The organism is Segatella copri (genome assembly GCF_026015625.1).
GTDB lineage: Bacteria > Bacteroidota > Bacteroidia > Bacteroidales > Bacteroidaceae > Prevotella > Prevotella copri_H.
This window is the reverse complement of the sequence record NZ_JAPDVG010000001.1, coordinates 2,865,842-2,892,184: the sequence shown is the minus strand read 5'-3', so window position 1 is coordinate 2,892,184 and position 26,343 is coordinate 2,865,842. Positions and strand designations below refer to the sequence as shown.

Genomic DNA, 26,343 nt, shown 5'->3' with positions numbered 1-26,343 from the left:
TATATCTTCTTAATATCGCAGCATCACTTCAACTTCAGGCGGAAGAAGCATGCAGCTTGTTTTATTTGTTCATCATGAGCATCTCATCAATGTTCTTGCGGCTGTTGCTCAAGCGTGGAATCTTATGCTGTCCACCTAACTTGCCCTTGCTCTTCAGCCATTCATTGAAGAGTCCCGGCTTGGCCTTCACTATCTCCAGATGCTGGAGGGTAACGTCGTGAAAGCGCTTGGCCTCGTAATCGCTGTTGATTTCCTGCAGCTTCTGGTCTAACAGACTGGCAAATTCACCGAGGCTGGCTGGCTCTTGAGAGAACTCTATGAGCCACTGGTGACGGCACTTGGCATTACTGTCCATATAAACCGGCGCAGCGGTATAATCAGAAACCTGAGCACCCGTCTTCTCGCAGGCATAAGCCAATCCCTTCTCGGCATTATCCATGATCAGTTCCTCGCCAAATGCATTAATAAAGTACTTGGTACGGCCGGTAATGACAAACTTATAAGGATTCTTGCTGGTAAACTGAACCGTATCGCCGATGAGATAGCGCCACAAACCACAGGAAGTGGTGATGACCATAGCGTAGTTCTTGCCTACCTCAACACCCCAGAGAGGCACAACGGTAGGATTCTCGCTGCCGAATTCGTCCATAGGGATAAACTCGTAGAATACATCATAATCTATCATAAGCGACATGGCTGGGTCTGCCGGATCATCCTGCAGTCCGAAGAATCCCTCGCTGGCATTATAAGTCTCCATATAATGCATGTTCGGCGAAGTGATGAGCTGTTCATACTGCTTGCGGTAAGGAGTAAAGGCAATACCGCCATGGAAGAATACCTCCAGATTAGGCCATACCTCTTCCAGATGCTTCTTGCCGGAAAGTTCCATGACACGCACCAGCACACTAAGCATCCAGCTAGGAACACCCGAGATATTGGTTACGTTCTTATTCATCGTTTCGCGGGCAATAAGGTCGCGTTTCACTTCGAAATCGCTCAGGAGAGCGGTTGACTTCTTAGGAACACGCACCAGATTGGCAAGCGGATTGATATTTTCGATGAGGATAGCGCTCAGGTCACCCACCAGACTATCCGACACATTATAGTTAGGCGAATGGCTTCCACCTAAGATAAGACTCTTGCCATCAAAGAGTCTGCTCTTCGGATTATTGCGCAGATAATAGGCTACAGCATCAAAGCCTCCGGCATAATGAATGCCATGCAAGCCATCATGAGAAACCGGGATAAACTTACTCTTATCGTTGGTGGTGCCAGATGACTTGGCGTACCATTTTACCAGTCCCGGCCATAGAATATCCTTTTCGCCATGACGCATACGGTCGATATCCCCCTTCAACTCCTCGTAGGTATTGACAGGAATATTCTGTGCAAATTTATCATAACTGTTGGTGGTATTTAATAAATGCTTGACACCATATTCAGTATTTTTTCCTTTATTTATAAGGTGCATAAGCACTTTATGCTGCAAATGTTCTGCATCATAGACATACTTCTCCAACTCCTTCTGCCGAGGTTTGAAGACGTTACTTACTATCGTTGTTAAACTCATATCTAGATATATATCATTTAAGTAGATGCAAAAGTAAATCAAACTTTTGATATAGAGAAAGTTTTTACTATTTTTTAATACAAAAGGGTAAGATAAAGTATACAAAAAGGAAATATACAACACAAAAGACTCCCATAAGTGGCGATATTTACCATCTTATGGGAGTCTTCTGTAAAATCGTATTTCCTATCCGGAAAGAGATACAGTTTACTCATCGTTACCGAAAGCAGCCGCTTCGGCAGCGGCAATAATCTCTTCTCTTGATAATTCCTTAGGCTGAGCCGTGATGTCGCTCAAATCGAACTCATCACTCTCCTTCTTTTCATCCTTCACCTCGACCTGCACTTCAGTTTCCTGGGCAGTTTCGGCAGATTTTTCTGTGAAAACCTCCTCTTTGAAAACATTGATGTGCTTCTCCTCTACCGGTGCGTTTTGTGCATCAGCATCCTGCGAGATGATGAAATCGTCTTTCACTTCTGTGTTAGGCACGTTTTCAACAGGTTCCTCTTCCATCTTGGTGCGGTTAGCCTTAGCTGTGAACACAGCATCAATATACTGTGGTTCTTTGCGCAGTTTTTCCAAGCTAGTCTTAGAAGCCACCTGCTGGCTTTCCTTCTTGGAATAGCCCTTTCCTACTCCACCTTCAACACCTTCGAGTACAACCTGATAGGTGAAAATCGGGCTACCATTCTTGTCTTTTTGCTGGTCTAGCATAACGAAATCCAGCTTCACGCGGTTTTTCTGGCTCCATTCGATGAGTTTGCTCTTGAAGTTAACCTCCTTATAAGCCACCTTATCGATGTTTATCATTTGTGCCAGAATACGTTTCTGCATAAAATACATGCAGGCATCGTAACCACGGTCCAGATAAATGGCACCTACCAAAGCTTCGAACGCATTTCCTCCCATATAACTGTTATGAGAAGAACTGTGGCCATTAGAAAGAATCAGCTGGTTGATGCCCATTTCCTGTGCCAGTTTATTCAGCGTATCACGCTGCACTAGCTTGCTTCGGGTATTGGTAAGGAATCCCTCACGCTTGCCAGGGAAATGCTGGTACACGATATCTCCTACTACAGCATCCAAAACCGCATCACCCAAGAACTCCAACCGCTCGTTGTTCACTGGTTTTCCCTTAGAATTGCGGTGCATGATGCTCTTGTGCAACAGCGCCATCTTGTAGTAGCTGATGTCGTGAGGATAAAAACCGAGGATTTCATATAAAGACAAATAAAGCTCTTTATCCTTGCGGAAAGAGAGCTTTATCCTATCTATAAAATTATTCAGCATACTTCTTGAATACTACACAGCAGTTGTGACCGCCGAATCCGAAAGTATTACTCAATGCAGCACGAACCTCACGCTTCTGAGCTTTGTTGAAGGTAAAGTTCAAGTTGTAATCGAGCTCTGGATCATCATCACCCTCTTCGTGGTTGATAGTAGGAGGAACGATATCGTTCTTCACACTAAGAACACAAGCCATAGCCTCTACTGCACCAGCAGCACCAAGGAGGTGACCAGTCATTGACTTGGTAGAACTGATGTTGAGCTTGTAAGCTGCATCACCGAAGACAGCCTTGATAGCCTTAGCCTCTGAGATATCACCTACGTGGGTAGATGTACCGTGAACATTGATATAGTCAATGTCCTCTGGCTTCAGATTGGCATCAGCAAGTGCACGCTCCATAACGAGCTTAGCCCCAAGACCCTCAGGATGAGATGCTGTGATGTGATAAGCATCGGCACTCTCGCCCTCACCTACCATCTCAGCATAAATCTTCGCACCACGAGCCTTAGCGTGCTCAAGTTCCTCGAGAATCAAGCAACCTGCACCCTCGCCCATGATAAATCCATCACGGCTTGCGCTGAACGGACGTGAAGCATGCTCTGGGTCATCATTACGTGTTGACAATGCATGCATAGCATTGAAACCACCTACGCCACAAGCGCAGATAGCTGCCTCTGCACCACCGCTAACGATGATGTTTGCCTTACCCAAACGAATCAGGTTGAAGGCATCAGCCAATGCATTGCTTGAAGAAGCACATGCAGATGTAGTAGTGTAGTTTGGTCCGTGGAATCCAAAGTGGATGGAAATCTGACCAGAAGCGATATCTGCAATCATCTTAGGGATGAAGAATGGGTTAAACTTAGGACCATTCTCCTCGTGAGTACCATAGTACTTCACCTCATCCTCGAAAGTCTTGATACCACCGATACCTACACCGAATACAACGCCAACGTTGTTCAAGTCTTCCTTCTCAAGATCGATATTAGCATCCTTTACACCCTGCATGGCAGCAATCATAGCCAACTGGGTATAACGGTCAAGCTTGCGAGCTTCCTTACGATCAATCCAATCATTGATGTTCAGGCCTTTAACCTCGCAAGCGAACTTGGTCTTGAAAAGGGTTGTATCGAAATGAGTAATAGGCGCAGCACCGCTCTTACCAGCAAGGAGGCTCTCCCAAGTTTCCTCAGGAGTATTACCAACTGGAGTCACAGCACCGAGACCTGTTACAACAACTCTCTTTAATTCCATTTAGTATAATTTAGCTGCTAAATTACTTAGCGTTCTCCTCAATGTAAGAGATAGCGTCACCTACAGTAGCAATCTTCTCAGCCTTATCGTCTGGGATAGAGATAGAGAACTCCTTCTCGAACTCCATGATCAACTCTACAGTATCCAAAGAATCTGCACCAAGATCATTTGTGAAGCTTGCCTCTGGCTTAACTTCAGCCTCATCAACACCGAGTTTATCAACGATAATTGCCTTTACTTTGCTTTCAATTTCTGACATAATTGTAACTTTTAAAATGTTTATAAATCAATTTCTAATTAAAAATCTGGGTGCAAAGGAACACTTTTTTTTTGAGATAAACAAATATTTTGGCGAAAAAAGTGCATTATTGTGCACAAACACCCCCTAATTGTGCATATTTTTGGCATTTTTTTCCTTTTTTGTTGGTCGTTTCAGATTATTTTGTTACTTTTGTACGGTATTAATTAAACATTTAAATCCATTATGACATTTACAGAAAAAGCCAATAAGATATTTAATCAGGCGATAGCCGATTATCATATCAAAGACAACATTGATACACCAATCAATAATCCATATCAGGAAGGTAGCATCGAGAACTGCCTTTATCTGAAGTGCTGGATTGACACTGTACAGTGGCATTTCGAGGATATTATCCGTGATCCTCAGATAGACCCGGCTGAAGCACTCGTATTGAAGCGCAGAATCGACAAGAGCAACCAGGACAGAACAGACCTCGTTGAGCAAATCGATACTTACTTCCGCGAAACATACAAAGACGTGAAGGTTCAGGATGATGCACGCATCAACACTGAGAGTCCTGCATGGGCTGTTGACCGCTTGAGTATTCTTGCCCTCAAGATTTATCACATGAAGGAGCAGGTGGAACGCCCGGAAGCTTCGGCTGAGCACAAAGCGAAATGCCAAGCCAAACTGGATGTCCTCTTGGAACAGCAGGTAGACCTTTCTACAGCTATCGACCAACTCTTGGAAGATATCGAGGCTGGACGCAAATACATGAAGGTTTACCGACAGATGAAGATGTACAACGATCCTTCAACCAATCCTGTACTCTACAAGAAATAAAAAAAACAGAATAGGAGAGCGCATATACCTTATTATATAATAAGAGGTATGGCTCTCTTTTTTCACCTTATATTATATATAGAAGAAAAAAACGATGAAAACTGAGCATATCCTGGTAATTAGATTTTCAGCCATGGGCGATGTAGCCATGACCGTACCTGTAATTCAATCTTTGGCCAAACAATACCCGAAAGTAAGAATTACTGTGCTCAGTCGTCCCTTTGCCCGTCCTTTCTTTGAAGACTTGGCTCCTAACGTTGGCTTTATGGAAGCTGATATCAAGGAGGAATACAAAGGGGTGAAAGGACTCAACGCACTCTATCGCCGATTGATAGCCAAACAGTTTACAGCAATTGCCGATTTACATAGCGTGCTGCGTTCCGATTATCTGCGTATGCGCTTCAACCTGGATAACTTCAAGGTTGCACATATTGACAAACATCGCAAGGGAAAACGCAAGCTGGTAGCTTCTAATGGTAAAAAACTTGTGCAGCAACCTACATCATTCCAAAACTATGCTGATGTTTTTGCACAACTTGGATATCCTATCCACATGGATTTCACATCTATCTATGGGGATGGAAAACAAGGAGATTTAAGTATCTTACCACAGGAGGTATTCGGAGTAGGAGAGAATGCTATCTCACTAGAAGACAAGCACATAACAGAGCCGTGGATTGGTATTGCTCCCTTCGCTGCACACGAGGGAAAAATATATCCGATACAACTGATGGAAAAAGTTATCCAGCGACTTATCCACAATCATCCACACGCTCATATCTTCCTTTTCGGTGGAGGCAAAGACGAAACACCAGTGATGAACGACTGGGCTGAGAAGTATTCACAGCTCATTAACGCTTCTTCTCATCTTAACGGATTGAAACAGGAACTCATCCTGATTAGTCATCTGCACGTTATGGTGAGCATGGATAGTGCCAATATGCACTTGGCATCGCTTGTTAACACTCCTGTAGTAAGCATCTGGGGAGCTACCCATCCATACGCAGGTTTCATGGGCTGGCATCAGGATCCTGCCAATGCCGTACAGCTTGACTTACCTTGCCGCCCTTGCAGTATCTATGGTAACAAGCCTTGCGCTAGGGGAGACTTCGCATGTATGAAGAATATCTCTCCTGAACTGGTAACAGAAAAAATTGATTCTGTTTTGAACAAAAGATAGGGAATCAGAACTTCTATATATAATAATATATCAGAAACCTATATATAAATAGGTATAGAATAGAAAGAAACAGACGGAAATCCTATAACCAAAAACTACCATATAAATAACTCAGACCAGAGAGCAGAATATCCTGATGGATTTCTGCTTTTTTTTGTTTTCCACAAAAGCGTGGATAAGTGTACGGAAAACCCCAATAATAACTTTTTAATAAGTTTGTAAATATCCACACATACCTATCTCAAACCAACGAAAAGAGGATATCCACATAGATATTATTAAGTTTTTAGAAACTTTTTCGCAGTTTTTGACCGAAAAAAGATATAAACTTATTAACTTTGCACCGAATTGGGGAAATGTTGATAAACCGGTTAATGCATTAAGAGACAAGAAAAAGATTTCAAAGACCTCTGCGGATAAACTGGAATAAGACTTGGATAACGAAATACGCAAGTTTTTATGCAGAATGTTATCCACTTATCCACGGCATATCATCATCTCTATATTCTCTTTTTAAAAATAAAAAATAAGAAATATAATATGAATGTTATGGTGAAAAAAGAATGGATTGAGAAAGGATACGTTGACGAACCCGTTGACGAAGCCTTGGACTTGAAAGCTGAAATCAGAAAGCTTTGCAAGGAGAAAGATGCTATTATCCTCGCCCACTACTATACGGTAGGTGAGATTCAGGACATCGCCGACTTTGTTGGCGACTCTCTGGCTTTGGCTCGTAAAGCTGCAGAAACCAATGCCCAGGTAATGGTTATGTGTGGCGTGCACTTCATGGCTGAGACATGCAAACTCTTGAGTCCAGACAAAACCGTGATTTGTCCTGACTTGAATGCTGGTTGCTCGCTTGCTGACAGCTGTAAGGCTGAGGATTTGAAAAAGTACAAGGAAGAGCATCCAGGATATAAGGTTGTGAGTTATGTAAACACCACGGCTGCAGTGAAGGCGCTGACAGATTGTGTAGTGACAAGCGGTAATGCTAAGAAGGTGATTGACAGTTTCCCACAGGACGAAAAAATCATCTTTGGTCCAGACTATAATCTCGGTAACTATATAAACAGCGTTACAGGCCGCAATATGTTGCTTTGGAACGGTGGTTGCCATGTACATGAGAAATTCTCTGTAGAGGCTATAGTTAAACTGAAGCAGAAGCATCCTGAGGCTGTTGTGATGGCTCACTTGGAGTGTAAGGCACCAGTACTTGCTGTAGCCGATGTAAAGGGCTCTACAGCCACCATGTTACATTATGCCCAAGAGCATCCTGAAATCAAGGAGTATATTATCGCTACAGAGGCTGGTATCCTGCATGAGCTGGAGCGTAATTGTCCTAACGTAATTTTCTATCCCGTACCTCCAGAGGTAAGTGAGGGTGGAGTAGGTTGCAGCTGCAACGAGTGTGAGTATATGAAGATGAATACGCTCAAGAAGATATACAATGCATTGAAATTTGGTTGGCCAACAGTTGAAGTGGCTCCTGAAATAGCGAAAAAAGCGGTCAAACCAATAGAAAAGATGTTGTCACTATCGTAGAATAATGTGGTGAAAATTATAAGATTGGTGGTAAAATTTGTTTTTTATGGGTGAAAAATCATATTTCACTACCATAAAATGCATAATTTACGACTTTATAGACAAAAAACGTCGTATCTTTGCATCAGTTAAAACAAACGGACGTTGTGAAACGTCATTTCATCATCTTTTACTTATACAAATAATATTAGAAAATTTAATCTAATTATAAAGATAGAGCGTTCAAGTGATTTGAATGCTCTATTTTTGTTTATATAGGATTTGCTCTTATCTCTCTGCATACTAATCCAGATAGGAGAAATCTTTATGCCTTCATTCATTTATTTCTTGATAAGAAAGAGAAGTGCAATTCGTCCTACGTATGTACCTATCATCTTTCTGAACATCATATATTTCTTGGTATATTCTTTGTTCGGAAGAGGATATAACCCATGTTTCCTTAATTTTCTGATGGCATGATTCAAGGATATCAACGAATGTTTCAAGCGGATATTGTTAACCAGATAATCCATCGAGAGCTGGGCAATACGGCGGTTGAGTGCCTGGCGCTCTGCTACAGGAACCGTATCGAGCAACTTCTGAAGATGTAGAATTACCTCCAGTTTATTGTCCATGTGGATATCTATCTTATCCTTATTTTCTAATTCACCAGGTGCGTATTTGTCCACTCTATTATAATAAGGTGAGGTCTGAGTCTTGAATATTCGTTCTGCCCGTAAGAAGAGTTGTGGTGTGAATTCCTCGTCCTCGCCGAAACTGATGTTTGGTGAGAATAACAGGCTACCCACAATGGCGCGGCGGAATATATAGGAACAGGCTGAGCCTAAAAGGGTATTGTTGTTGAGATATTCTGTGCCGCTGATTGGGGTAGGGAGTTCGTAAGATGGTTCTCCTGTATCATCCTTGCTGAAACAGAATGTAACGATATCTGGTTCGTGGAATCTCACGATGTCAAGGCAATGTTCGTAGGTTGGCTGAAGAAGATAATCATCTCCTTCTATAAACTGGATGTATTTCCCTTTGGCTAAGTACATGCCATAGTTGCGTGCCATACTGCTGCCTAAGCCGGGTATTCTTAAATAGAGCAGGTTATCCAGCAACTCTTTTATCTGGCTGGCTACCAATTCTTCGCTATCATCATCAACGAGAATTATTTCCCTCTCTTTGGCATTGAGCGAAAGCTGAAGGATACTATTGATGCATTCTACAAGATGTTCTTTCTGATGGTTGCTTGTAGTAATGATGAAACTCACCAATGGTGAAGATATCTCTGATATTAATTCTTTCTGCATAAGTTATTCTTTTTTATGACTGCAAAGATAATAAAAAGATTTAATTTACGTATTAATAGTAGTACAAAAAACATAAAAATGGAAATAGTTTGTTCTACTGATAGTAAATATATCATGCCGACCGGTATCATGTTGACCTCTTTGTTTGAGAGCAACAGAGGAGAAGTTGTCAATGTACATCTCTTGCATGATCAGGATTCTGCTGCATTATTGGATTCTATCAGAACCATAGCTGCCCGTTATCAGCAAAATATTCATTTCTATCTAATTAATGATGATATCTTCAAACATTTTCCAATTGGTCTGGATTTTCAAGTAGATCATGTAGGAACTTCGTTTGCTACTTATTATCGTTTGTATCTTACGGAAATTCTGCCTGCTGATATTGATAAGGTTATCTATCTAGATGGCGATATTCTGGTTGTGGATAAACTTGTTGAATTGTGGAATACTTCTGTTGAAAACTATGCAATTGCTGCTGTTCCAGATAGTTATAATAATAAGATAGAACACTATAATCGCTTGCGTTATCCCCAAACTTTGGGGTATTTTAATGCAGGTATGTTAGTTGTCAATCTGAAATATTGGCGTGAAAAGCAGGTGCTTCTCAAATTCTTTGATTATGTGAAATCTAATACGGAAAGGTTGAGATGTCATGATCAGGATGTACTGAACTATCTGTTTAAGAATTCTAAGTTGGTATTACCTATCAGATATAATGTACTGAATGAGTATTGGTTTGATTTGCGTTATTCTCTTATCTCCTGGGAATTTGATGAACAGATATTGGAAGCTCAGGCTCATCCGGCCATCATCCATTTTACGGGTATTCCTAAACCATGGTATAAGAACTGCCAACATCCATGGAAAAAAGAATTTGATAAGTATAAAGCGATGAGTCCTTGGCGTGATGAAAAAGAAAAGCGCTGGATGCCATTGAAGTTCTGCCTGGAGAAAATGGCCATAAAACTGGTGGTAAGCATGGGACTGCGCAAGTCTGATTATATTGTAGAAAATAGGTATATTGAATTGTCTTAAGATTTCTGATATTCAAGTATCTTATAAATAAGTATCATATAAAGTTATGAAGATTCTGTTGGTTGGTGAGTCTAGTTTGCTACATAATACTCTCAAGAAGGGATTAGTAGAACTTGGACATCAGGTAACGCTGATGTCCGACGGCAATGATTGGCACAACTCTCCTCGTGACATCGACTTGCGCCGTAATATGGAGCGTTATGGAAGATGGAGCGGGCTTATGGTATTGTGGAAAATTGTCTGCAATCTTCATAAGATATGTGGAAATGATATTGTTCAGGTACATAACTATCAATTTGTGCCTTTGATGGGATGGTGGAACATGCTGATATTCTGGTTTCTCAAGTTTACCAATAAGCGAATCATTAAAGGCTGTTTTGCCGATGACCCACATCTGTTCAGGCAACAGGCCAAGGGTATTCCAGCTTATTCTGATACTTATTGGAATGGTAAATTGCAGAATATCGAGGAGAATAAAGAGCGTATGGCTTTTCATTTCATGCCTCAGTTTGATAAGTGCTGGCATACTGTATCTTATCATTCTGATGCTTTGATAGCCTGTCTTTATGAGTATTATCTCGGCTACGATGTTCCTGATTTCCATAAGAAGCTTTACTATATTCCTCTTCCGATGATAATTCCTGCTATAGATGAAAACAGGCAGAAAGGGAATGGTGAGGTTATCAAAGTGCTTGTAGGTTTACAACCTAAGCGCGAGTATCTGAAAGGTGCTTTAAAGATAGCTCATTTTGTGGAAATTCTGGCAAAGAAAAATCCTGGTAAGATAGAACTCAAATATGTAGAAGGAGTAGACTATGATGAATATTGCCGGATGCTGGATGAAGCAGATGTTCTGGTAGATCAGTTTTACAGTTATACTCCATCCATGAATTCGTTGGCAGCCATGGCACGTGGTACTGTGGTTATCGGTGGAGGAGAGGAAGAATATTATGAGTTCATTGGTGAAACAGAATTACGCCCTATCATCAATGTGAGTCCTGAGTATTCAGAATCTCAGAATGTGGCAATCATCGAGCAGGCTTTTTTCCTTCCTGGAAATCTAACCTCTCTCTCGCACCAAAGTATCTCTTTCGTTATGAAATACCACGATTATAGGAAGGTGGCAAAAGAGTATGAACAATTATTTATTTCACTCATGTAGAAACATAAGTGTTATATAATTGTTCTATAAGTTTTACCCATTTAGGAAATATCTGTTCACGATAGTATTGTTTTCCTACTTTTATAGCATGGATTCCAAATTTTTGTCTCAGGTTTTCTGAACTTATCATTTGTATGATTGCTTCAGAAAACTTATTTTTATCCCCTTGTGGTATTAAAAAACCATTATATCCATTGGTTATAATATCTTTTGCACCATATTTAAAGTCAAATGCTACAGTTGGTATTCCGCAGGCTTGCCCTTCGATAAGAGTTATGGGTTGACCTTCATATCTTGATGGTATAACTTGAATACTATAATTAGGATAGATATCCCATATATTATCGGTTCTGCCACAAAGTATAATTTGTTCTTTTAGATTGAGAAAATTGATTTGTTGTTGTAATTGTTCATAGCAACTACCTTCTCCATAGATATGGAGTTGCCAGTTTGGATATTTTTTTGCAATTTTTTTCCAGCATTCTATAAGAACATCAAATCCTTTAGCATATTCTAGTCTACCAACAGCTATTACTCTTTTGGTGTCATAGTTTTCCACTAGTTTATGGGGTGTGTTGATAAAATTGGGTATAATACTTATTTTTTTTGTATGTTTATATTCTTTAGCGTCACCTTTAGTTAAGCAAACTACTTGATCGGCCGCTTTTTCCATAAGAAAAAATAATTTATGATAAGGAGTAAATGAACGAGCAGAATGCGACTCGTATACTTTTTTTGCTTTTGTTTTGATTAAGGGTAATAAGATAGCTCCCAAACTCATAGTATAGAATATGAGTTTAGGTTGGATACGATTGATAATAGTTTGAAATTTAAAGATAATTTTTCCTATTGTTATTATTCTAAAAAGAGTTTTTAATAGAATAGAATTATTTTTGGGAGTGAACGGAATTTCAAGAGAGATGAAATCCACGCTTTCCTCTAGATGGTAGCTTATAGGATGCTCATCATGATATATGGAAACAATAGTAACATGATGTTGAAATCTTGAGGCTAAATAATTAGCCTTTTCAGCAATAATTCGTTCTGCTCCACCTTTTATTGAAAAATCTTCTATAACATATACTATTTCCATTTTATATAATAATAATGAGATTTATTTATTCACAAAAATACGATATTTCAATTTATCTACCAAAAATACTTGTTATATTTAATAATTCTTATCATATACTCCTTGCTATTAGCAATAAAACAGGATTATTTTCGTTTAAATAGTATGATTATACAAGAGCTGTCTATACTTATTCCTGTTTATAATGATGAAGCCACTTCGCTGGTAAAATCTCTTCATAAACAAGCACAAGCTGTTTCTGGTTTGTGTTATGAAATTATTGTTTTTGATGATGGTAGTACTAACAAAAAAACTATTGAAAATAATTATTCTTTGACTCTTTTGCCAAATTGTCGTTATATATGTTCAGAACATCATGATTGTCGTGCTGCGATGCGAAATTCATTAGTTAGACAGGCAAAGTATGAGTGGCATTTAATGATAGATGCTAGGTTGATATTAGTGAATAATGATTTTTTGATACGTTATCTTAGTTGTGGTGTTCGGGTTGGAGAAGTTGCCTGTGGAGGAGTTTGTGTGGATGGTGGTTCTCTTACTGTTCAATTATATCGTGAGAATTTGCGTTTTAGATACGAAAAGCATGAAGAATCTAAACATTCATATATAGTGAGAAAGTCTGAACCTTATAAATCCTTTCGTACAACCAATTTCTTTTATCATAAGTCTGTATTGGAACAAGTTCCTTATAATGAACAGGTTAAGGGTTATGGTTATGAGGATGTTTTGCTGGGAAAGGCATTAAGTGAAAAGAAGATAAAAGTAACCCATATTGATAATCCCGTTGCCTATACTGAGTTTGAGGAAAATCTGGTTTATCTTCGAAAAATAGAAGAAGCATTACGTACTTTGCATGCATTTGAAGGAGAGTTGAATGATTACTCTCCATTATTGCATGCAAGAAATATCTTGAGAAAGTTTCATCTTCTGGGCGCTTTCCGAAAGTTTCATGCTCTCTGTAAAGGTTGGGAGCTTATGAATCTTTGTAGCAATATGCCTTCTCTTTTCATATTTAAACTCTATAAACTAGGCTATTACGTCAGCCTTTAAGTTTAGGAAGAGATAGAATTGTTATTGCAAATGGAATGGCTGCATCTATATAGGTTATGTCGTAGTTTGAATTAAATATATCTGTCCAATTCCCATAAATATACATAGAATATCCATAGGAGATTATTGGGATGAGCAGTAGTATTATAACAGAATATAGAACCTGAAATTGGTAACTACCTTTCCAGGTTAGTGACATGGTAAGAGCTATTGTAACAAGGAATATTGTTGCAATAGGGCTACCTTGTCTAAACTGTAAGGAAAAAGGATTATTTTCAGCTCCAAATAACTCCTTGGCATCCCATAATATTAATGGTAGAAATGTCATTGAAAATACTCCCACAATAAGAAGTGGGATAAGAATCTGCTTCTTTACTTTTAATTTTATATAGTATGGAAAAAATAGAATGAACAGAGGAAATGCTACGCTCAGTCTGGTAGATAACCATAAACCTACACACACAGACAGAATCCATGGGTGCTGTTTGAAATTAATTTGATAGACTTGCAGTATATTGATAAAAGCTGCTAGCAGAAAGAAGTTTGATATGAGATCGCTTCTTACAGCTACTTCATACCAAAGGTTAATAGAAAGGAACAATAAAAGTGTAGCCTTGATGGCTGCTTTGTAACCTGATAATAACTTAATACTGTAGATAAATATCATGCAAGTGAATATTTCTGATAATCCTACGTTCTGTAATAGATAGAATGGTATATGGAATACCAGCCATATAGGAAATGGTGATGCATTTCCGCCTAGATGTGTTTTGGCAGAATACGGAAATTGTCCATTGAAAAGATTTTGGATAGGATAAGCTAAGGCTGACCATCGATCAACTTTGTTGGTCAAAGGGTCAAAATGGTATTGTACTATCAATAGTACTATTACAAAAACTGTAGTTGTTGCAGCAAACAGATAGGGTAAATATTTGTTTATTTTTTTCTCTTCTTCTTCTTTTGTTGCAAAGAAGAGTATATCTAAAGCCAAAACTAAAGCGTATCCAATACAGATGTATCCATAGTGTTCGGTAACTCTCATGCTATATTTGCACATGAGCGTATAGCATATTCCTATATAGAGAATGCCGGTTAAGCTATAAATGAAATAGCTTTTTTTACTTAGAAGCTGATTGATTCTTCTGAAAATAACACTTATGATAATTGAATATGCAGAATAGATGAATATGGATATAATACCAGTGATGGCTGGCATAAAGTTGTAGTGAACTATATATAATTCGTAACTGATTTTACCTAATTTATTGAATATACCAATCTTTTTTAATAGTGGAAAAAGGAAAGGTGCGGCTATGATAGACATAGCCAACGGCAGTTTAATGTTAAGCAGTATAACATTAAACAGTATCGATCCCTTTATTTGCTGAATAGTTGGTATTTCTTTGATTAACAGGAATATAATTCCGTATATTACGCTTAGGCAAGTATACTTCAATACATGCTTTTTGTTTAGTTTGTTCAGCTTCCCAACATATTCTGATGCTAAGTATCCACAGAAAAAGGAGAAAGCTTGTTCACTATATAGTTGTTGCTGGAATACATTATATATTCCAAAGACAAAAAGAATGTATTTCGTATTTTTCGTAAAAAATCTTCTGCTTATCCAATATACAAGATACCATCGTATGATATAATCGACGAACCAGAGATCTGAAGCGTAAAAAGTCAAATTCTTTAGAAGTTGTACTGAATTAAAATGTTCAACGAATGGTAGTTGAAATAAAAAGATAGTCCAGCATGGGATGATTACACGAAGAAATCTCTTTTTCCAAAAGTTATTGATGCCATTTATTTTATGGCTTTCATTAATGCCAAATCCTGAAATAAATAGGAAAACAGCAACAGCTACGCTACCCAAAATATTAAAAAAGCGAGGATAGTCCTCTAACTGCATAACAAAGTGCATCAGCATGATTAATAATGCTGATACACCTTGCATCCATAAAGTATTTTGACGTGATAATATATTATTTTCTGTCATTGGTCTGCCTTTTATCGAATAATAGCTATTTTACAAACAATTCCTTTTTCACCACTCTCTGTCGCAGTTTCTACCATGTAGATACCGCTGGCTACTTTCTTACCGTTTAGGTCACAACCATCCCAGGAATAACTGCCTCCTGCACTTCTGCCTTCGTTTATTAAAGTTCCATTTGTTGATACAATTTTAATATTAGCATTGAAAGATAATCCAACGATGTTTATTTTGCCAGTATAATCTGGTTTCACCGGGTTTGGATATGCGTAGACATTATCTTTGGTCATTTCAGAGTTAGAACCGACAATTCCATTATTGAAAGAGCACAGTCCTTTATCTGTAGCAAAATATACCTTTCCTGTAATGTTATTGACAGCAATACTATATACAATATTCGATATTAATGGAGAATTATCTGTATCAAAATGATAAATTTGTGTATTGCAATCATCACTAACCAAATATACTCCATTATCGGTACCGAACCATTTCTGGTTTGCTCCGTCTACTGCTATACAACGTATATTACTATTATCTAATAGATAGTCTGCATAATTAGTATTATCATTACGAGGTACTTTATGTTGTGTAAATATATTGTTACCATTTTTGATGTCTGACATTGAAAGATAAAGAGGACCAGATGTTGTTCCTATCCAAATATTACCATTTCTGTCTTCTGCCAAACAATGTACGTAAATTGGAGTAATGTCTCTTCCATCCTCATTGGTAAATGTAGGTCCATACATTGTTAATTCATCTGTATTATAGTTATATTTATATAGTCTATTCTTTTCATAATAATTGTTTACAAACCATATATTCCCATTATTCTTGCCGATAATTAATCCTGTTAGATTATATCTGTCATTAGAACCTATTTCCGAATGAGGATAGTGTTTCCATTCTTGTGTAGTTTGGTCAAATGATAGAATAGAATTATCTCCTAAGCTATTTAAAAGCCATAATTTTCCTGTTGCATCATATTTTACAGATGAAATAATAGTATAATTATTACCCAACGGTGATGTAATAACGCTTGTATTGTCTTTATTGTAACACTTTATGAATTTTCCATCTTGAAATTCATATAATCCAGCCTTTGAACCTACCATGATATGTCCTTCTTTTGATGGGTCAAAGTCAAGACAGAGCAGGTCTCTGTACAGATGGCCTAATGAAGCATCTGAAGGTTGCTCAAATTCTTCCCATTTTTCTCCATTCCAAACATGCACTTCTCCCATGTTATTACAGTCTTTTTCTTGTGACCAAGCACCCGCTACTGCATATAATTTATTTTTATTAATGTATAAACGGTAGAATTTGTTAGATGCAGGCCCATCAGGAATAATACCTTCTGTTTGATATATTTTTTCCTTATCTGTATTCAGGGTATAGTAAGTCAATTTACCTTCTTTTACCGTCCACCAATACTTATTAGTTGTATCATAGACGTTAGTAGAATTCATTGTTTGTTCTTTGAAATTACCGGCTTTTTCCCAATTATTCTTATCTATCAAGTTATTCTTTAAAAATCCTCTGTATAAGCCAGCTTCTTTCGAAGCTGCATAAAGGCAGTTGTCTTCTATATAACTATAGTTAACATTAAAGCCCAACTTGTATGCATCGAGTATTTTTCCTTCTTTTGTATCTAGTTTAATAATTCCAAAAGAGAGAGATAAATAAACATTTGTCCCACTTATATATATATGGTTTATCTGTTTATTATCAGTCATACTTTTCAGATACAAATCAGGTATATTAATTATATTTCCATTGGCATCCAATAAGTCAATATTTCCATTGGTATATGTGATTACCAACTTTTTTGTATTTTTATTCCAAGCAATATGATTAATATCAAAGTCAGAAAGAGTGTTTGCTTTATCGTATGTAGTAACTGAACCATTTTTTATATGATAAGAGAAAAGTCCGTTAGACGCTAAGGCAAACACTTGGTTTCCTGCTGGTTCGATTTCTGTTATATCGTTATAACTGGTGTATATTTCCCAACTTCCCTTATCTATGGCCGATAAGGGAAGTGTCATGAATAGTATTGTAATTAATAATGTTATTGTCTTCATTTTCTGTTATTTAAAAGCCTAATACTATATTAACTGCAAATTTAACTATTTATTGTTTTTATAAACAGATACTTATAGATATTTTTGAAGTTGATGCTGGATGGGTAAAACGATGGCTTTCTTTGCTATCCATGCTGTGAGGATAATAAAAGCGAGGGATAGGATGAATTGGAATTCTTGATGTGGATTTCCTTCTCCATATCGTTTAAGAAATATACTCTGTATGATGCGAAAGCAGAGATTATGACAGAGAAATATTTCAAAACTGATGCTGCCTAGCCATAGCAAGAGTTTATTATGGAATATCCTAATAAAACAACCTTTACCTTGATCTCTTGCTGTAAAATAGAACACGGTTATGGCTGATGGTATCCAATAAATAATGGCACAGCGAATGTTCGGATTGCAATGGATTGATAGGAAATACATTGCGATAAACAGCAATACCACTCCCATATCCGATAGGTTTACTTGCCAGAAAGAAGTTGTGTTTGTTATCTTATCTGCTATTTTTTTACCTTTTTCTGATCTGAATACTTTATATAAAAGGATACCTATCATGAAATCTATCATTCTGAATAATGGGTGGGCATAAATGTAGCCGGCTGAATAATCTGCTTGTGCACAGAGCGAGATACTGATATAAACTGCCATATATATACTTATTGTTGCTAATAAGTATAACCAGGAATGTCGCATAATCCAAGCGTATAAATACTTAAATATAAGATAGAAGAAGATAAGATCAGAAATAAACCATGTAGCTTCATTGAGATGAGCCGTAAAGTCATGTGCCGGATACCAGGTTTGTATCAACAGCGAATGGGATAGAATCTGATACCATGGTAATATACGCCCTAATCGCCAATCCATTAATATGAGAATGGCGAGAATCAGAATATGAAGAGGATAGAGTTTGATGATACGGGAAAGGAAAAAATTTCTGTTTCCCAATACTTCTTTCTGTAATTTTTCTCCTTTGCTTAAAGAGAGTACAAAGCCACTGATAACAAAGAAAATGGCAACAGGAAACTCGCCCAAGTAATTGATTAAATCTTGGGATATGGGTAGGGTGGAATGCGAAATCACAATCATTAGGATAAGAATGAATCGCAGGGAATTGAGTGTCCTGATCATGATGCCTTTTCTTTGTTATAATGTTATTCTATTCTGTATTGAACAAGAATAAATCTTATTTCTTTTTCAAATACTCTACCAATTTAGCCACGGCTCTGGCTCTGTGGCTGATGCCGTTCTTGATTTCCTCACCTAGCTCGGCAAAGCTCTTGTCATATCCTTTCGGAACGAAGATTGGGTCGTAGCCGAAGCCTTCGGTACCATGTTTCTCGGTGGCGATATGGCCGTTTACGATACCCTCGAACTGGTGGATTTTCTTGATGCTGGTGCAGCCGCAAGGACATACATCCTGCTTCTCGATGTAGCAGATAACGGTGCGGAAACGGGCCTGGCGGTTTTCTTTGCCATCCAGTTCTCTCAACAGCTTAGCCATGTTAGCCTCACTGTCGTGGTCGGTACCCTCAGCATAGCGGGCACTGTGAACGCCAGGGGCACCATCAAGTGCCTCTACCTCCAGACCGGTATCATCGGCAAAGCAACTTACGTGGTAATGGTCATAAACATACTGCGCCTTCTGCAAGGCATTCTCTTCCAATGTGTTGCCTGTTTCAGGAATATCCACATCGCATCCTATCTCCTTCAGCGATACTACCTCGTAGTCGCTGCCCAGGATGTCGCGAATCTCCTGGAGTTTATGCTGGTTATTTGTTGCAAAAACTATCCTTTTCATAAGTTTATAATTTATAGTTAATAGTTTATAGGGCATTCTTGCAATAGTGCTTCTTGCTATCTATACGGCGAAGCCGCTATAAACTTTTAACTTTTAATTGTTTTAATGTCTTTATCTTTGATTTTCACCTTCATCTCATCAAATCCCTCGCCATACACACCGATTACGGAACTCTGACTTACAAAGGCATTCGGGTCGATAATCTTGACGATACGGAAGATGGTGACGCTCTCGTTCTTCTTTGCAAGAATACAGAGCACTTTCATCTCGTTGCCCGTGTACCAGCCGTGGCCATCGAGAATGGTTACGCCATGATCCATCTGCATACCGATGGCATTGGCTATCTCCTGATATTTCTTGCTGAATATCATAAACTGTACACTCTCTCGCTTGGCATTCATCACATAGTCGAGTACCAGGTTTTCTATCACCATCGTACAGAGACCGAATACTACCTTTCTAACAGCGTCTATCGCGGTAAACTCTGGTTTTGCATTGAAGACGAAGAATGAACTGCCCACGATGAGGAGATCCACAAAGATAAGCACACGGCCCAGCGAGATGTTGTGATATTTGTTGACGATGGCAGCAATGATATCCGTTCCACCTGTACTTCCATTATGCAGAAAGACGATGGCGAGTGATAAACCCGTAAACAGACAGCCGATGATGAGCGACATGAAGTCCTGTCCCTCTCCCAATATCTGCACCATCTTGCCATCTTCACCTATCATCCAGTCTTGCGCCAGCGCCAGGAACACGGAGAGCATGATGATGGCGTAGATGGTCTTCACCATGAACTTGAATCCCAGTATCTTCAGCGCGGCAAGCAGCAAGGCTGCATTGATGAGAAAATAAGACAAATAGATAGGTATCCCCGTGCCGTAGTAAATCACGGCTGCGATACCCGTTACGCCACCCGTTACTATCTGGTATGGAAGCAGAAAGATGGTCCATCCAAATGTGTAAAGCAAGAGTCCAAGGGTAATGTAGAAATAATCCTTGCACTCATTCTTAATTGTTTGACTGATTGCTATTTGCATAATATTTTCCTCGTATTTTTAAAGCACAGAAGGTCGCCCATTTTTAGATGAGACGACCTTCTGTATATTATCTATAAATTACTTTTTCAACACAACGTTGACGATCTTCTTTGGTACGATGATCACCTTCAACACGTTGAATCCTTCCAAGTACTTCTGGCTCTTCTCGTCTGCCAATACCTGCTTCTGGATTTCCTCGTTAGGAGTATCCACAGGGAAAGTCATCTGGAAACGAGCTTTACCATTGAAGGAAATAGTGAGCTGCATATCGTTCTCCTTCAGATACTGCTCATCATACTTTGGCCATGCTGCATCGCAAACGCTGCCCTGCTCGCCAAGTGCTGCCCACAACTCTTCTGCAATGTGTGGAGCGAATGGAGCAATGAGGATGACGAGATCTGTGAGGAGTTCCTTGTTGCGGCACTTCTGCTGACCGAGTTCGTTCACGGCAATCATGAAGGCTGAGATAGAAGTGTTGTAAGAGAACTTCTCGATATCCTCGCTTACCTTCTTGATGAGCTTGTGAACGCTCTTCAGGCTCTCTGGCTTCGCTGCCTCGTCGGCTGAAGGAAGGAAGTTGTCGGTACGGTTCTCGTAGAACAGACCCCAGAACTTCTTCAAGAAACGGTGGCAACCGTCGATACCGTTGGTATCCCAAGGCTTGCTTGCCTCTACAGGACCCAGGAACATTTCGTAGAGACGCAGGGTATCAGCACCATACTTCTCGACAATCATATCCGGATTCACCACGTTGAACATACTCTTAGACATCTTCTCGATAGCCCATCCGCAGATGTACTTGCCATCTTCCAGGATGAACTCAGCGTTCTGATACTCAGGGCGCCAAGCCTTGAATGCCTCGATATCCAATACGTCGTTGCTTACGATGTTTACATCTACGTGGATAGGAGTTACGTCGTAATCCTTCTTCAGGTTCAAGCTTACGAATACAGGAGCCTTGTCGTGGTCATCGCTGTTGATGCGGTAAACGAAGTTAGAGCGACCCTGGATCATACCCTGGTTCACCAGCTTCTGGAATGGCTCTTCCTTGCAGCTTACGCCGAGGTCGAAGAGGAACTTGTTCCAGAAACGGGAGTAAATCAAGTGACCGGTAGCATGCTCGCAACCACCTACGTAGAGGTCCACGTTCTGCCAGTACTCATCAGCCTTCTTGCCTACGAGTGCCTCATCGTTGTGAGGATCCATATAGCGCAGGTAGTAAGCAGAAGAACCTGCGAAACCTGGCATGGTGTTGAGTTCCAGTGGGAATACGGTCTTGTTATCTACGAGGCTCTTGTCAACCACCTCTTTCTTCTCGGCATCCCAAGCCCACTTCTTGGCTCTGCCCAATGGTGGCTCGCCAGTTTCTGTTGGCTTATAGGTCTCAATCTCAGGCAATTCGAGTGGCAGGCACTCCTCTGGAACCATCTGTGGCATTCCGTCCTTGTAATATACTGGGAATGGCTCACCCCAGTAGCGCTGACGTGAGAAGATGGCGTCGCGGAGACGATAGTTTACCTTTACTCGGCCGATGCCCTTCTCGGTAACAAATTTCTTGGTAGCTGCGATAGCCTCCTTTACGGTGAGTCCGTTCAGAGAGAAGCCGTCCATGCTGCTCTTGCCTGCTACAGGTGAGTTGGTTACGATACCTTCCTTGGCATCGAAGCTCTCCTCTGAAACATCAGCACCCTCGATAAGAGGAATGATAGGCAGGTTGAAGTGCTTGGCAAAGGCGTAGTCACGGCTATCGTGAGCTGGCACAGCCATGATGGCACCTGTACCATATCCAGCCAATACATATTCTGAAATCCATACTGGGATTGCCTCGCCAGTGAATGGATTGATGGCATAACTTCCTGAGAATACACCGGTTACACTATGGTTAGCCATACGGTCAAGCTCGGTACGCTTCTTCACGTAGTCGAGATATTTCTCCACCTCTTCCTTCTGCTCGGCAGTAGTTACCTGCTGAACATACTCGCTCTCTGGAGCCAGAACCATGAAGGTTACACCAAACATGGTATCGGCACGGGTGGTGAAGATGGTGAACTTCACGTCGCTGTCCTTTACAGAGAATACTACCTCTGTACCCTCAGAACGGCCAATCCAGTTCTTCTGGGTTTCCTTGATACTGTCGCTCCACTGGATGGTCTCCAATCCGTCGAGCAGACGCTGAGAGTAAGCAGATGTTCTCAGGCACCACTGCTGCATCTTCTTCTGGATGACAGGATAACCGCCACGCTCACTTACGCCGTTTACTACCTCGTCGTTGGCAAGCACAGTACCGAGACCTGGGCACCAGTTAACCATAGTTTCGCCGAGGTAAGCGATGCGGTAGTTCATCAGAATCTGCTGCTTCTTCACGTCGTCGAAGCTGTTCCACTCCTCGGCTGTGAAGTCAATCTGCTCGTTCTGAGCCACGTTCAGGTCAGCAGAACCCTTTTCCTCGAAGCGCTTGATGAGCTTTTCGATAGGCTGAGCCTTCTGGCAGCTGTTGCAGAAGAATGAGTTGAACATCTTCTGGAAAGCCCACTGAGTCCAATGGTAATACTTAGGGTCGCAGGTACGAACCTCGCGGTCCCAGTCGAAAGAGAAGCCGATTTTGTCGAGCTGCTCACGATAACGGTTGATGTTGGCTACGGTAGTAACCTCTGGGTGCTGACCAGTCTGGATAGCATACTGCTCTGCAGGCAATCCGTAAGCATCGTAACCCATAGGGTTCAGTACGTTAAATCCGTTCAAACGCTTGTAGCGTGCATAGATATCGCTAGCGATATAACCAAGTGGGTGACCTACGTGCAAACCAGCTCCTGATGGATAAGGGAACATGTTGAGCACATAGAATTTCTTCTTGTTTTCATCCTCTGTCACCTTGTAGGTCTTGTTCTCGACCCATTTCTGGTGCCATTTCTTCTCGATTTCTCTGAAGTTGTATTCCATTGTTTTATCTAATAATTATGTTTCTTTTCTTAAATATAATAAGGTATAACCCTATTCAAGGTGCAAAATTACATTTATTTTGGCACATAACAAAATAAAATGCAAGTTTTTTATGAATTTAATGTCTTAGCATGCACACACTTCATGTTCTTTTCCAACTGGGCGGTAGAGCTGGCTCCTACCAATACGCTGGTTACACCTTTCTGCTGCAATATCCAGGCAAGTGCCATTTCGGCGAGTGTTTCGTCTCTTTCTCCTGCTTCTGCGTTCCATTTCTTGAGCTGTTCCAGCAGTTCTGGAGTTAGAGCAGAGTGTTTCAGAAAATGCTCTTTTGCCATACGGCTATCCGATGGGATTCCGTTGAGATATCGGTCGGTGAGAAGTCCCTGTGCCAGAGGTGAGAACGAGATGAAACCGATGCCGTTTTCTGCGCAATAATCTAAGGTTCCATTCTCTTGTGGCGCATGGTCGAGCATGTTGAGTCTGTCCTGGAAAATGAGCAGCGGACAGTCGCGCTCCTTCAGATATTGGTCAGCAAACTTCAGGGCTTCCAGTGGCCAGCGGCTGATGCCGAGATAAAGAGCCTTGCCTTGCTTCACGATGTCTACCATGGCTTGAAGGGTTTCTTCGAGCGGTGTGTTCGGATCGTAGCGGTGGCTGTAGAAGAGGTCTACATACTCGAGATTCATTCTCTTGAGACTCTGATTCAGACTGGCCATCAGATACTTACGGGAACCCCAGTTGCCGTAAGGACCTTCCCACATATCATAACCAGCTTTGGTTGATATAAAGAGTTCATCACGATAGGGTTTGAAATCATCTTTCATCAGTCTTCCCATCGTTTCCTCTGCACTTCCGTATGGAGGTCCATAGTTGTTAGCCAGGTCGAAGTGGGTGATACCATGGTCGAAGGCATAGTGAGTGATGGCACGGCTTCTTTCGTAAGGATCTACCTCTCCGAAGTTGTGCCAGAATCCCAAACTTATTTTAGGCAGCAAGATACCACTCTTGCCGCATCTCTTGTAGAGCGCTTCTGCATCGCTATATCGATTGGCGTCAGCATGATAAATACCTTTAATGTCCATTATTCCTTATATTTTTTATTACGGCGAAGAGCCAGAAACTCTTCACTCTTCACCTTTCCTTTGTAAATGCCTATAAACAAGGCATTTGGCGTGGTGAAGAGTTTTTGTTCACTCTTCACCCACTCTTCACCACTCTTCACCGGTATGTGGTTAGGAGCCTGCCGGCTCTTCCTTTTCTACATCGCAAAGGTAATAAAAATATTCAATATAATCGTTGTATTGAATAAAAATTATATTTTTTTCGATATGGAAGAGTAAGTGGGGATGTAGTAAAGGTCGATTGGTTATGGAAAAAACATTCTGTTATATGTTTGATATACTTTATCAAAATACACTTTTAAGGACGACTTTTTGTGACTTTCTACACTTTTAAGGACGACTTTTTGTGATTTTCCACACTTTTAAGGACGACTTTTTGTGGTTTTATACATTTTTAAGGACGACTTTTGGCACTCTTTGAAATAAAAAATGTATCTTTGCATTCAGAAATATCAAATAATCAGATAGTTATGAAGAGAAATGCCATCAAATACCTATATCAATGGAAAGCAAGCAACGACCGAAAGCCGTTGATTATGCTTGGAGCCCGCCAGGTTGGCAAAACCTGGCTGATGCAGGAATTTGCCAAAGAGGCCTATACCCGTAGTGCGTATGTGAACTTCGAAGACAATGAAATGCTCCGGGAAGTTTTTGCACATGACTTTGATATTCCCCGTATTATCAATAGCATACAATGGAGTACAGGAGTTTCTATTGATGAAAATACGCTTATTATCCTTGATGAGATACAAGAAGCACCCAGGGGTATCACCGCATTAAAGTATTTTGCAGAAAAAGCACCTCAATATCATGTCGTAGCTGCAGGTTCATTGCTCGGAATTGCGATGCATCAGAATGACTCTTTTCCTGTAGGTAAGGTAGATTTCATGCATTTATATCCCCTCACATTCTTTGAATTTCTAGATGCAATCGGTGAAAGCCGTATGGTAGAACTGCTGATGTCAAAGGATTGGAATATGATAACCATGTTCCGGAATAAATTTGAGGAATGCCTGCGACAGTATTATCTGGTCGGGGGAATGCCGGCTGTAGTACAGTCTTTTGCCAGCGAGGGAAATCTGTCTGAAGTCAGAAGCATTCAAAAAGGAATCCTTGAAGCGTATGAGCGTGATTTTTCCAAACATGCTCCGGCCATAGAAGTTCCACGTATCCGAATGGTATGGAAATCCATCCCATCCCAGCTTGCCAAGGAAAACAAGAAATTCATCTATGGTGCCGTAAAGGAAGGAGCCAGAGCAAAGGATTTTGAGCTCGCTATCGAATGGCTGAAAGATGCAGGGTTGATCTATAAGGTAAACCGTTGTAAGAAAGCCCTGTTGCCATTGGCTGCATACGAGGATTTTTCTGCTTTCAAGTTATTCCTGTCTGATGTGGGACTGATGGGAGCCATGAGCAATATTCCTGCCCAAAGCTTGCTGGAAGGAAATGTGCTGTTTTCAGATTTTAAGGGGGCGCTGACAGAGCAGTATGTCCTGCAGCAGCTTAAGGAGAAATCTTCCTTGTCTATCTATTATTGGTCGGCAGAAAATTCACGTGGTGAAATAGATTTTTTAGTGCAGGATGAAGAAAAAATCATTCCGATAGAAGTAAAGGCTGAGGAGAATTTACAGGCTAAGAGTCTGAGGGTGTTTGTGGAGCGCAATCAGGGATTGAAAGGTATGCGCCTATCCATGTCACCTTACAGGGAGCAGGATTGGCTTGCCAATTATCCATTATATTCCGTATCTGCAATATTCGGATAAAAATGAAAGTTCACAAGGTTGTGGACCACA

At 40.2% G+C, this 26,343-nt stretch carries 20 protein-coding genes; 7 read left to right on the top strand and 13 right to left on the bottom strand.

Translation table 11 applies throughout. From position 1 onward, the window contains the following. Positions 1-61: 61 nt before the first annotated feature. The 4 genes from ONT19_RS12070 to ONT19_RS12055 all read right to left on the bottom strand — a co-directional run bounded on the left by ONT19_RS12070 (position 62) and on the right by ONT19_RS12055 (position 4,371). The gene (locus ONT19_RS12070; RefSeq protein WP_264952059.1) at positions 62-1,570 is read right to left on the bottom strand and encodes a GH3 auxin-responsive promoter family protein; all 1,509 of its coding nucleotides are present in this window, start codon (positions 1,568-1,570) and stop codon (positions 62-64) included. A 207-nt stretch (positions 1,571-1,777) separates the two neighbouring features. Beyond that, positions 1,778-2,860 carry a ribonuclease III gene (gene rnc, locus ONT19_RS12065; RefSeq protein ID WP_022120507.1) on the bottom strand — a complete coding sequence of 361 codons (1,083 nt, stop codon included), beginning with the start codon at positions 2,858-2,860 and terminating at the stop codon, positions 1,778-1,780. After that, positions 2,850-4,112, bottom strand: coding sequence for a beta-ketoacyl-ACP synthase II (gene fabF / locus ONT19_RS12060; RefSeq protein WP_006848241.1), 1,263 nt, complete (start codon positions 4,110-4,112; stop codon positions 2,850-2,852). The genes rnc and fabF overlap by 11 nt, the downstream gene beginning before the upstream one ends. A 22-nt stretch (positions 4,113-4,134) precedes the next feature. Then, positions 4,135-4,371 (bottom strand): acyl carrier protein, encoded by a 237-nt coding sequence (locus ONT19_RS12055; RefSeq protein ID WP_006848240.1) that lies wholly within the window; start codon positions 4,369-4,371, stop codon positions 4,135-4,137. Positions 4,372-4,596: 225 nt separating this feature from the next. On the opposite strand from ONT19_RS12055, the gene ONT19_RS12050 reads away from it, so the two are divergent. The 3 genes from ONT19_RS12050 to nadA all read left to right on the top strand — a co-directional run bounded on the left by ONT19_RS12050 (position 4,597) and on the right by nadA (position 7,921). Next, positions 4,597-5,199 (top strand): DUF4254 domain-containing protein, encoded by a 603-nt coding sequence (locus ONT19_RS12050; protein ID WP_006848239.1) that lies wholly within the window; start codon positions 4,597-4,599, stop codon positions 5,197-5,199. 94 nt (positions 5,200-5,293) lie between these two features. Next, on the top strand, positions 5,294-6,379 hold the full coding sequence (locus tag ONT19_RS12045) for a glycosyltransferase family 9 protein (protein ID WP_118140486.1): 1,086 nt from the start codon (positions 5,294-5,296) through the stop codon (positions 6,377-6,379). Positions 6,380-6,928: 549 nt separating this feature from the next. Then, entirely contained in the window at positions 6,929-7,921 is a 993-nt protein-coding gene (gene nadA, locus ONT19_RS12040; protein WP_264952058.1) for a quinolinate synthase NadA, read from the top strand. 320 nt (positions 7,922-8,241) lie between these two features. Here nadA and ONT19_RS12035 read toward each other — a convergent pair whose 3' ends face one another. Next, positions 8,242-9,213: a glycosyltransferase family 2 protein gene (locus ONT19_RS12035; protein ID WP_233400657.1), complete on the bottom strand. Its 972-nt coding sequence runs from the start codon at positions 9,211-9,213 to the stop codon at positions 8,242-8,244. A gap of 15 nt (positions 9,214-9,228) precedes the next feature. Here ONT19_RS12035 and ONT19_RS12030 point away from each other — a divergent pair, with 15 nt between their 5' ends. Both ONT19_RS12030 and ONT19_RS12025 read left to right on the top strand, forming a co-directional pair. Continuing rightward, on the top strand, positions 9,229-10,251 hold the full coding sequence (locus ONT19_RS12030) for a glycosyltransferase family 8 protein (protein WP_264952057.1): 1,023 nt from the start codon (positions 9,229-9,231) through the stop codon (positions 10,249-10,251). Positions 10,252-10,297: 46 nt separating this feature from the next. Continuing rightward, a complete protein-coding gene (locus ONT19_RS12025) occupies positions 10,298-11,413 on the top strand; it encodes a hypothetical protein (RefSeq protein ID WP_264952056.1) in 1,116 nt (371 codons plus the stop codon). Here the strand turns inward: ONT19_RS12025 and ONT19_RS12020 are convergent. Continuing rightward, positions 11,406-12,506: a glycosyltransferase family 4 protein gene (locus ONT19_RS12020; protein ID WP_264952055.1), complete on the bottom strand. Its 1,101-nt coding sequence runs from the start codon at positions 12,504-12,506 to the stop codon at positions 11,406-11,408. The genes ONT19_RS12025 and ONT19_RS12020 overlap by 8 nt on opposite strands. 144 nt (positions 12,507-12,650) lie before the next feature. Between ONT19_RS12020 and ONT19_RS12015 the strand changes: the two genes are divergently transcribed. Next, positions 12,651-13,553: a glycosyltransferase family 2 protein gene (locus tag ONT19_RS12015; RefSeq protein WP_118190468.1), complete on the top strand. Its 903-nt coding sequence runs from the start codon at positions 12,651-12,653 to the stop codon at positions 13,551-13,553. Here the strand turns inward: ONT19_RS12015 and ONT19_RS12010 are convergent. From ONT19_RS12010 to ONT19_RS11980, 7 genes are all read right to left on the bottom strand, one after another. Next, the gene (locus ONT19_RS12010) at positions 13,543-15,555 is read right to left on the bottom strand and encodes an acyltransferase family protein (RefSeq protein ID WP_118190469.1); all 2,013 of its coding nucleotides are present in this window, start codon (positions 15,553-15,555) and stop codon (positions 13,543-13,545) included. The genes ONT19_RS12015 and ONT19_RS12010 overlap by 11 nt on opposite strands. Before the next feature lie 11 nt (positions 15,556-15,566). After that, entirely contained in the window at positions 15,567-17,636 is a 2,070-nt protein-coding gene (locus ONT19_RS12005) for a two-component regulator propeller domain-containing protein (RefSeq protein ID WP_264952054.1), read from the bottom strand. A 72-nt stretch (positions 17,637-17,708) separates the two neighbouring features. Further along, positions 17,709-18,773: an acyltransferase family protein gene (locus ONT19_RS12000; protein WP_264952053.1), complete on the bottom strand. Its 1,065-nt coding sequence runs from the start codon at positions 18,771-18,773 to the stop codon at positions 17,709-17,711. A gap of 55 nt (positions 18,774-18,828) precedes the next feature. Further along, entirely contained in the window at positions 18,829-19,443 is a 615-nt protein-coding gene (locus tag ONT19_RS11995) for a non-canonical purine NTP diphosphatase (RefSeq protein WP_234564713.1), read from the bottom strand. A gap of 86 nt (positions 19,444-19,529) precedes the next feature. Beyond that, on the bottom strand, positions 19,530-20,486 hold the full coding sequence (locus tag ONT19_RS11990; protein ID WP_117695498.1) for a YitT family protein: 957 nt from the start codon (positions 20,484-20,486) through the stop codon (positions 19,530-19,532). Positions 20,487-20,564: 78 nt separating this feature from the next. Further along, positions 20,565-23,426 (bottom strand): leucine--tRNA ligase, encoded by a 2,862-nt coding sequence (gene leuS, locus ONT19_RS11985; protein WP_264952051.1) that lies wholly within the window; start codon positions 23,424-23,426, stop codon positions 20,565-20,567. Positions 23,427-23,536: 110 nt separating this feature from the next. Beyond that, entirely contained in the window at positions 23,537-24,511 is a 975-nt protein-coding gene (locus tag ONT19_RS11980; protein WP_254971473.1) for an aldo/keto reductase, read from the bottom strand. Positions 24,512-25,020: 509 nt separating this feature from the next. Here ONT19_RS11980 and ONT19_RS11975 point away from each other — a divergent pair. Next, positions 25,021-26,313 carry an ATP-binding protein gene (locus tag ONT19_RS11975; RefSeq protein WP_117695634.1) on the top strand — a complete coding sequence of 431 codons (1,293 nt, stop codon included), beginning with the start codon at positions 25,021-25,023 and terminating at the stop codon, positions 26,311-26,313. Positions 26,314-26,343: the final 30 nt, after the last annotated feature.

What these genes read in the sequence shown, in the direction of transcription:
- ONT19_RS12070 (WP_264952059.1), bottom strand. Translation starts at nt 1,570, where the DNA reads ATGAGTTTAACAACGATAGTAAGTAACGTCTTCAAACCTCGGCAGAAG.
- rnc (WP_022120507.1), bottom strand. Translation starts at nt 2,860, where the DNA reads ATGCTGAATAATTTTATAGATAGGATAAAGCTCTCTTTCCGCAAGGAT.
- fabF (WP_006848241.1), bottom strand. Translation starts at nt 4,112, where the DNA reads ATGGAATTAAAGAGAGTTGTTGTAACAGGTCTCGGTGCTGTGACTCCA.
- ONT19_RS12055 (WP_006848240.1), bottom strand. Translation starts at nt 4,371, where the DNA reads ATGTCAGAAATTGAAAGCAAAGTAAAGGCAATTATCGTTGATAAACTC.
- ONT19_RS12050 (WP_006848239.1), top strand. Translation starts at nt 4,597, where the DNA reads ATGACATTTACAGAAAAAGCCAATAAGATATTTAATCAGGCGATAGCC.
- ONT19_RS12045 (WP_118140486.1), top strand. Translation starts at nt 5,294, where the DNA reads ATGAAAACTGAGCATATCCTGGTAATTAGATTTTCAGCCATGGGCGAT.
- nadA (WP_264952058.1), top strand. Translation starts at nt 6,929, where the DNA reads ATGGTGAAAAAAGAATGGATTGAGAAAGGATACGTTGACGAACCCGTT.
- ONT19_RS12035 (WP_233400657.1), bottom strand. Translation starts at nt 9,213, where the DNA reads ATGCAGAAAGAATTAATATCAGAGATATCTTCACCATTGGTGAGTTTC.
- ONT19_RS12030 (WP_264952057.1), top strand. Translation starts at nt 9,229, where the DNA reads ATGACTGCAAAGATAATAAAAAGATTTAATTTACGTATTAATAGTAGT.
- ONT19_RS12025 (WP_264952056.1), top strand. Translation starts at nt 10,298, where the DNA reads ATGAAGATTCTGTTGGTTGGTGAGTCTAGTTTGCTACATAATACTCTC.
- ONT19_RS12020 (WP_264952055.1), bottom strand. Translation starts at nt 12,506, where the DNA reads ATGGAAATAGTATATGTTATAGAAGATTTTTCAATAAAAGGTGGAGCA.
- ONT19_RS12015 (WP_118190468.1), top strand. Translation starts at nt 12,651, where the DNA reads ATGATTATACAAGAGCTGTCTATACTTATTCCTGTTTATAATGATGAA.
- ONT19_RS12010 (WP_118190469.1), bottom strand. Translation starts at nt 15,555, where the DNA reads ATGACAGAAAATAATATATTATCACGTCAAAATACTTTATGGATGCAA.
- ONT19_RS12005 (WP_264952054.1), bottom strand. Translation starts at nt 17,636, where the DNA reads ATGAAGACAATAACATTATTAATTACAATACTATTCATGACACTTCCC.
- ONT19_RS12000 (WP_264952053.1), bottom strand. Translation starts at nt 18,773, where the DNA reads ATGATCAGGACACTCAATTCCCTGCGATTCATTCTTATCCTAATGATT.
- ONT19_RS11995 (WP_234564713.1), bottom strand. Translation starts at nt 19,443, where the DNA reads ATGAAAAGGATAGTTTTTGCAACAAATAACCAGCATAAACTCCAGGAG.
- ONT19_RS11990 (WP_117695498.1), bottom strand. Translation starts at nt 20,486, where the DNA reads ATGCAAATAGCAATCAGTCAAACAATTAAGAATGAGTGCAAGGATTAT.
- leuS (WP_264952051.1), bottom strand. Translation starts at nt 23,426, where the DNA reads ATGGAATACAACTTCAGAGAAATCGAGAAGAAATGGCACCAGAAATGG.
- ONT19_RS11980 (WP_254971473.1), bottom strand. Translation starts at nt 24,511, where the DNA reads ATGGACATTAAAGGTATTTATCATGCTGACGCCAATCGATATAGCGAT.
- ONT19_RS11975 (WP_117695634.1), top strand. Translation starts at nt 25,021, where the DNA reads ATGAAGAGAAATGCCATCAAATACCTATATCAATGGAAAGCAAGCAAC.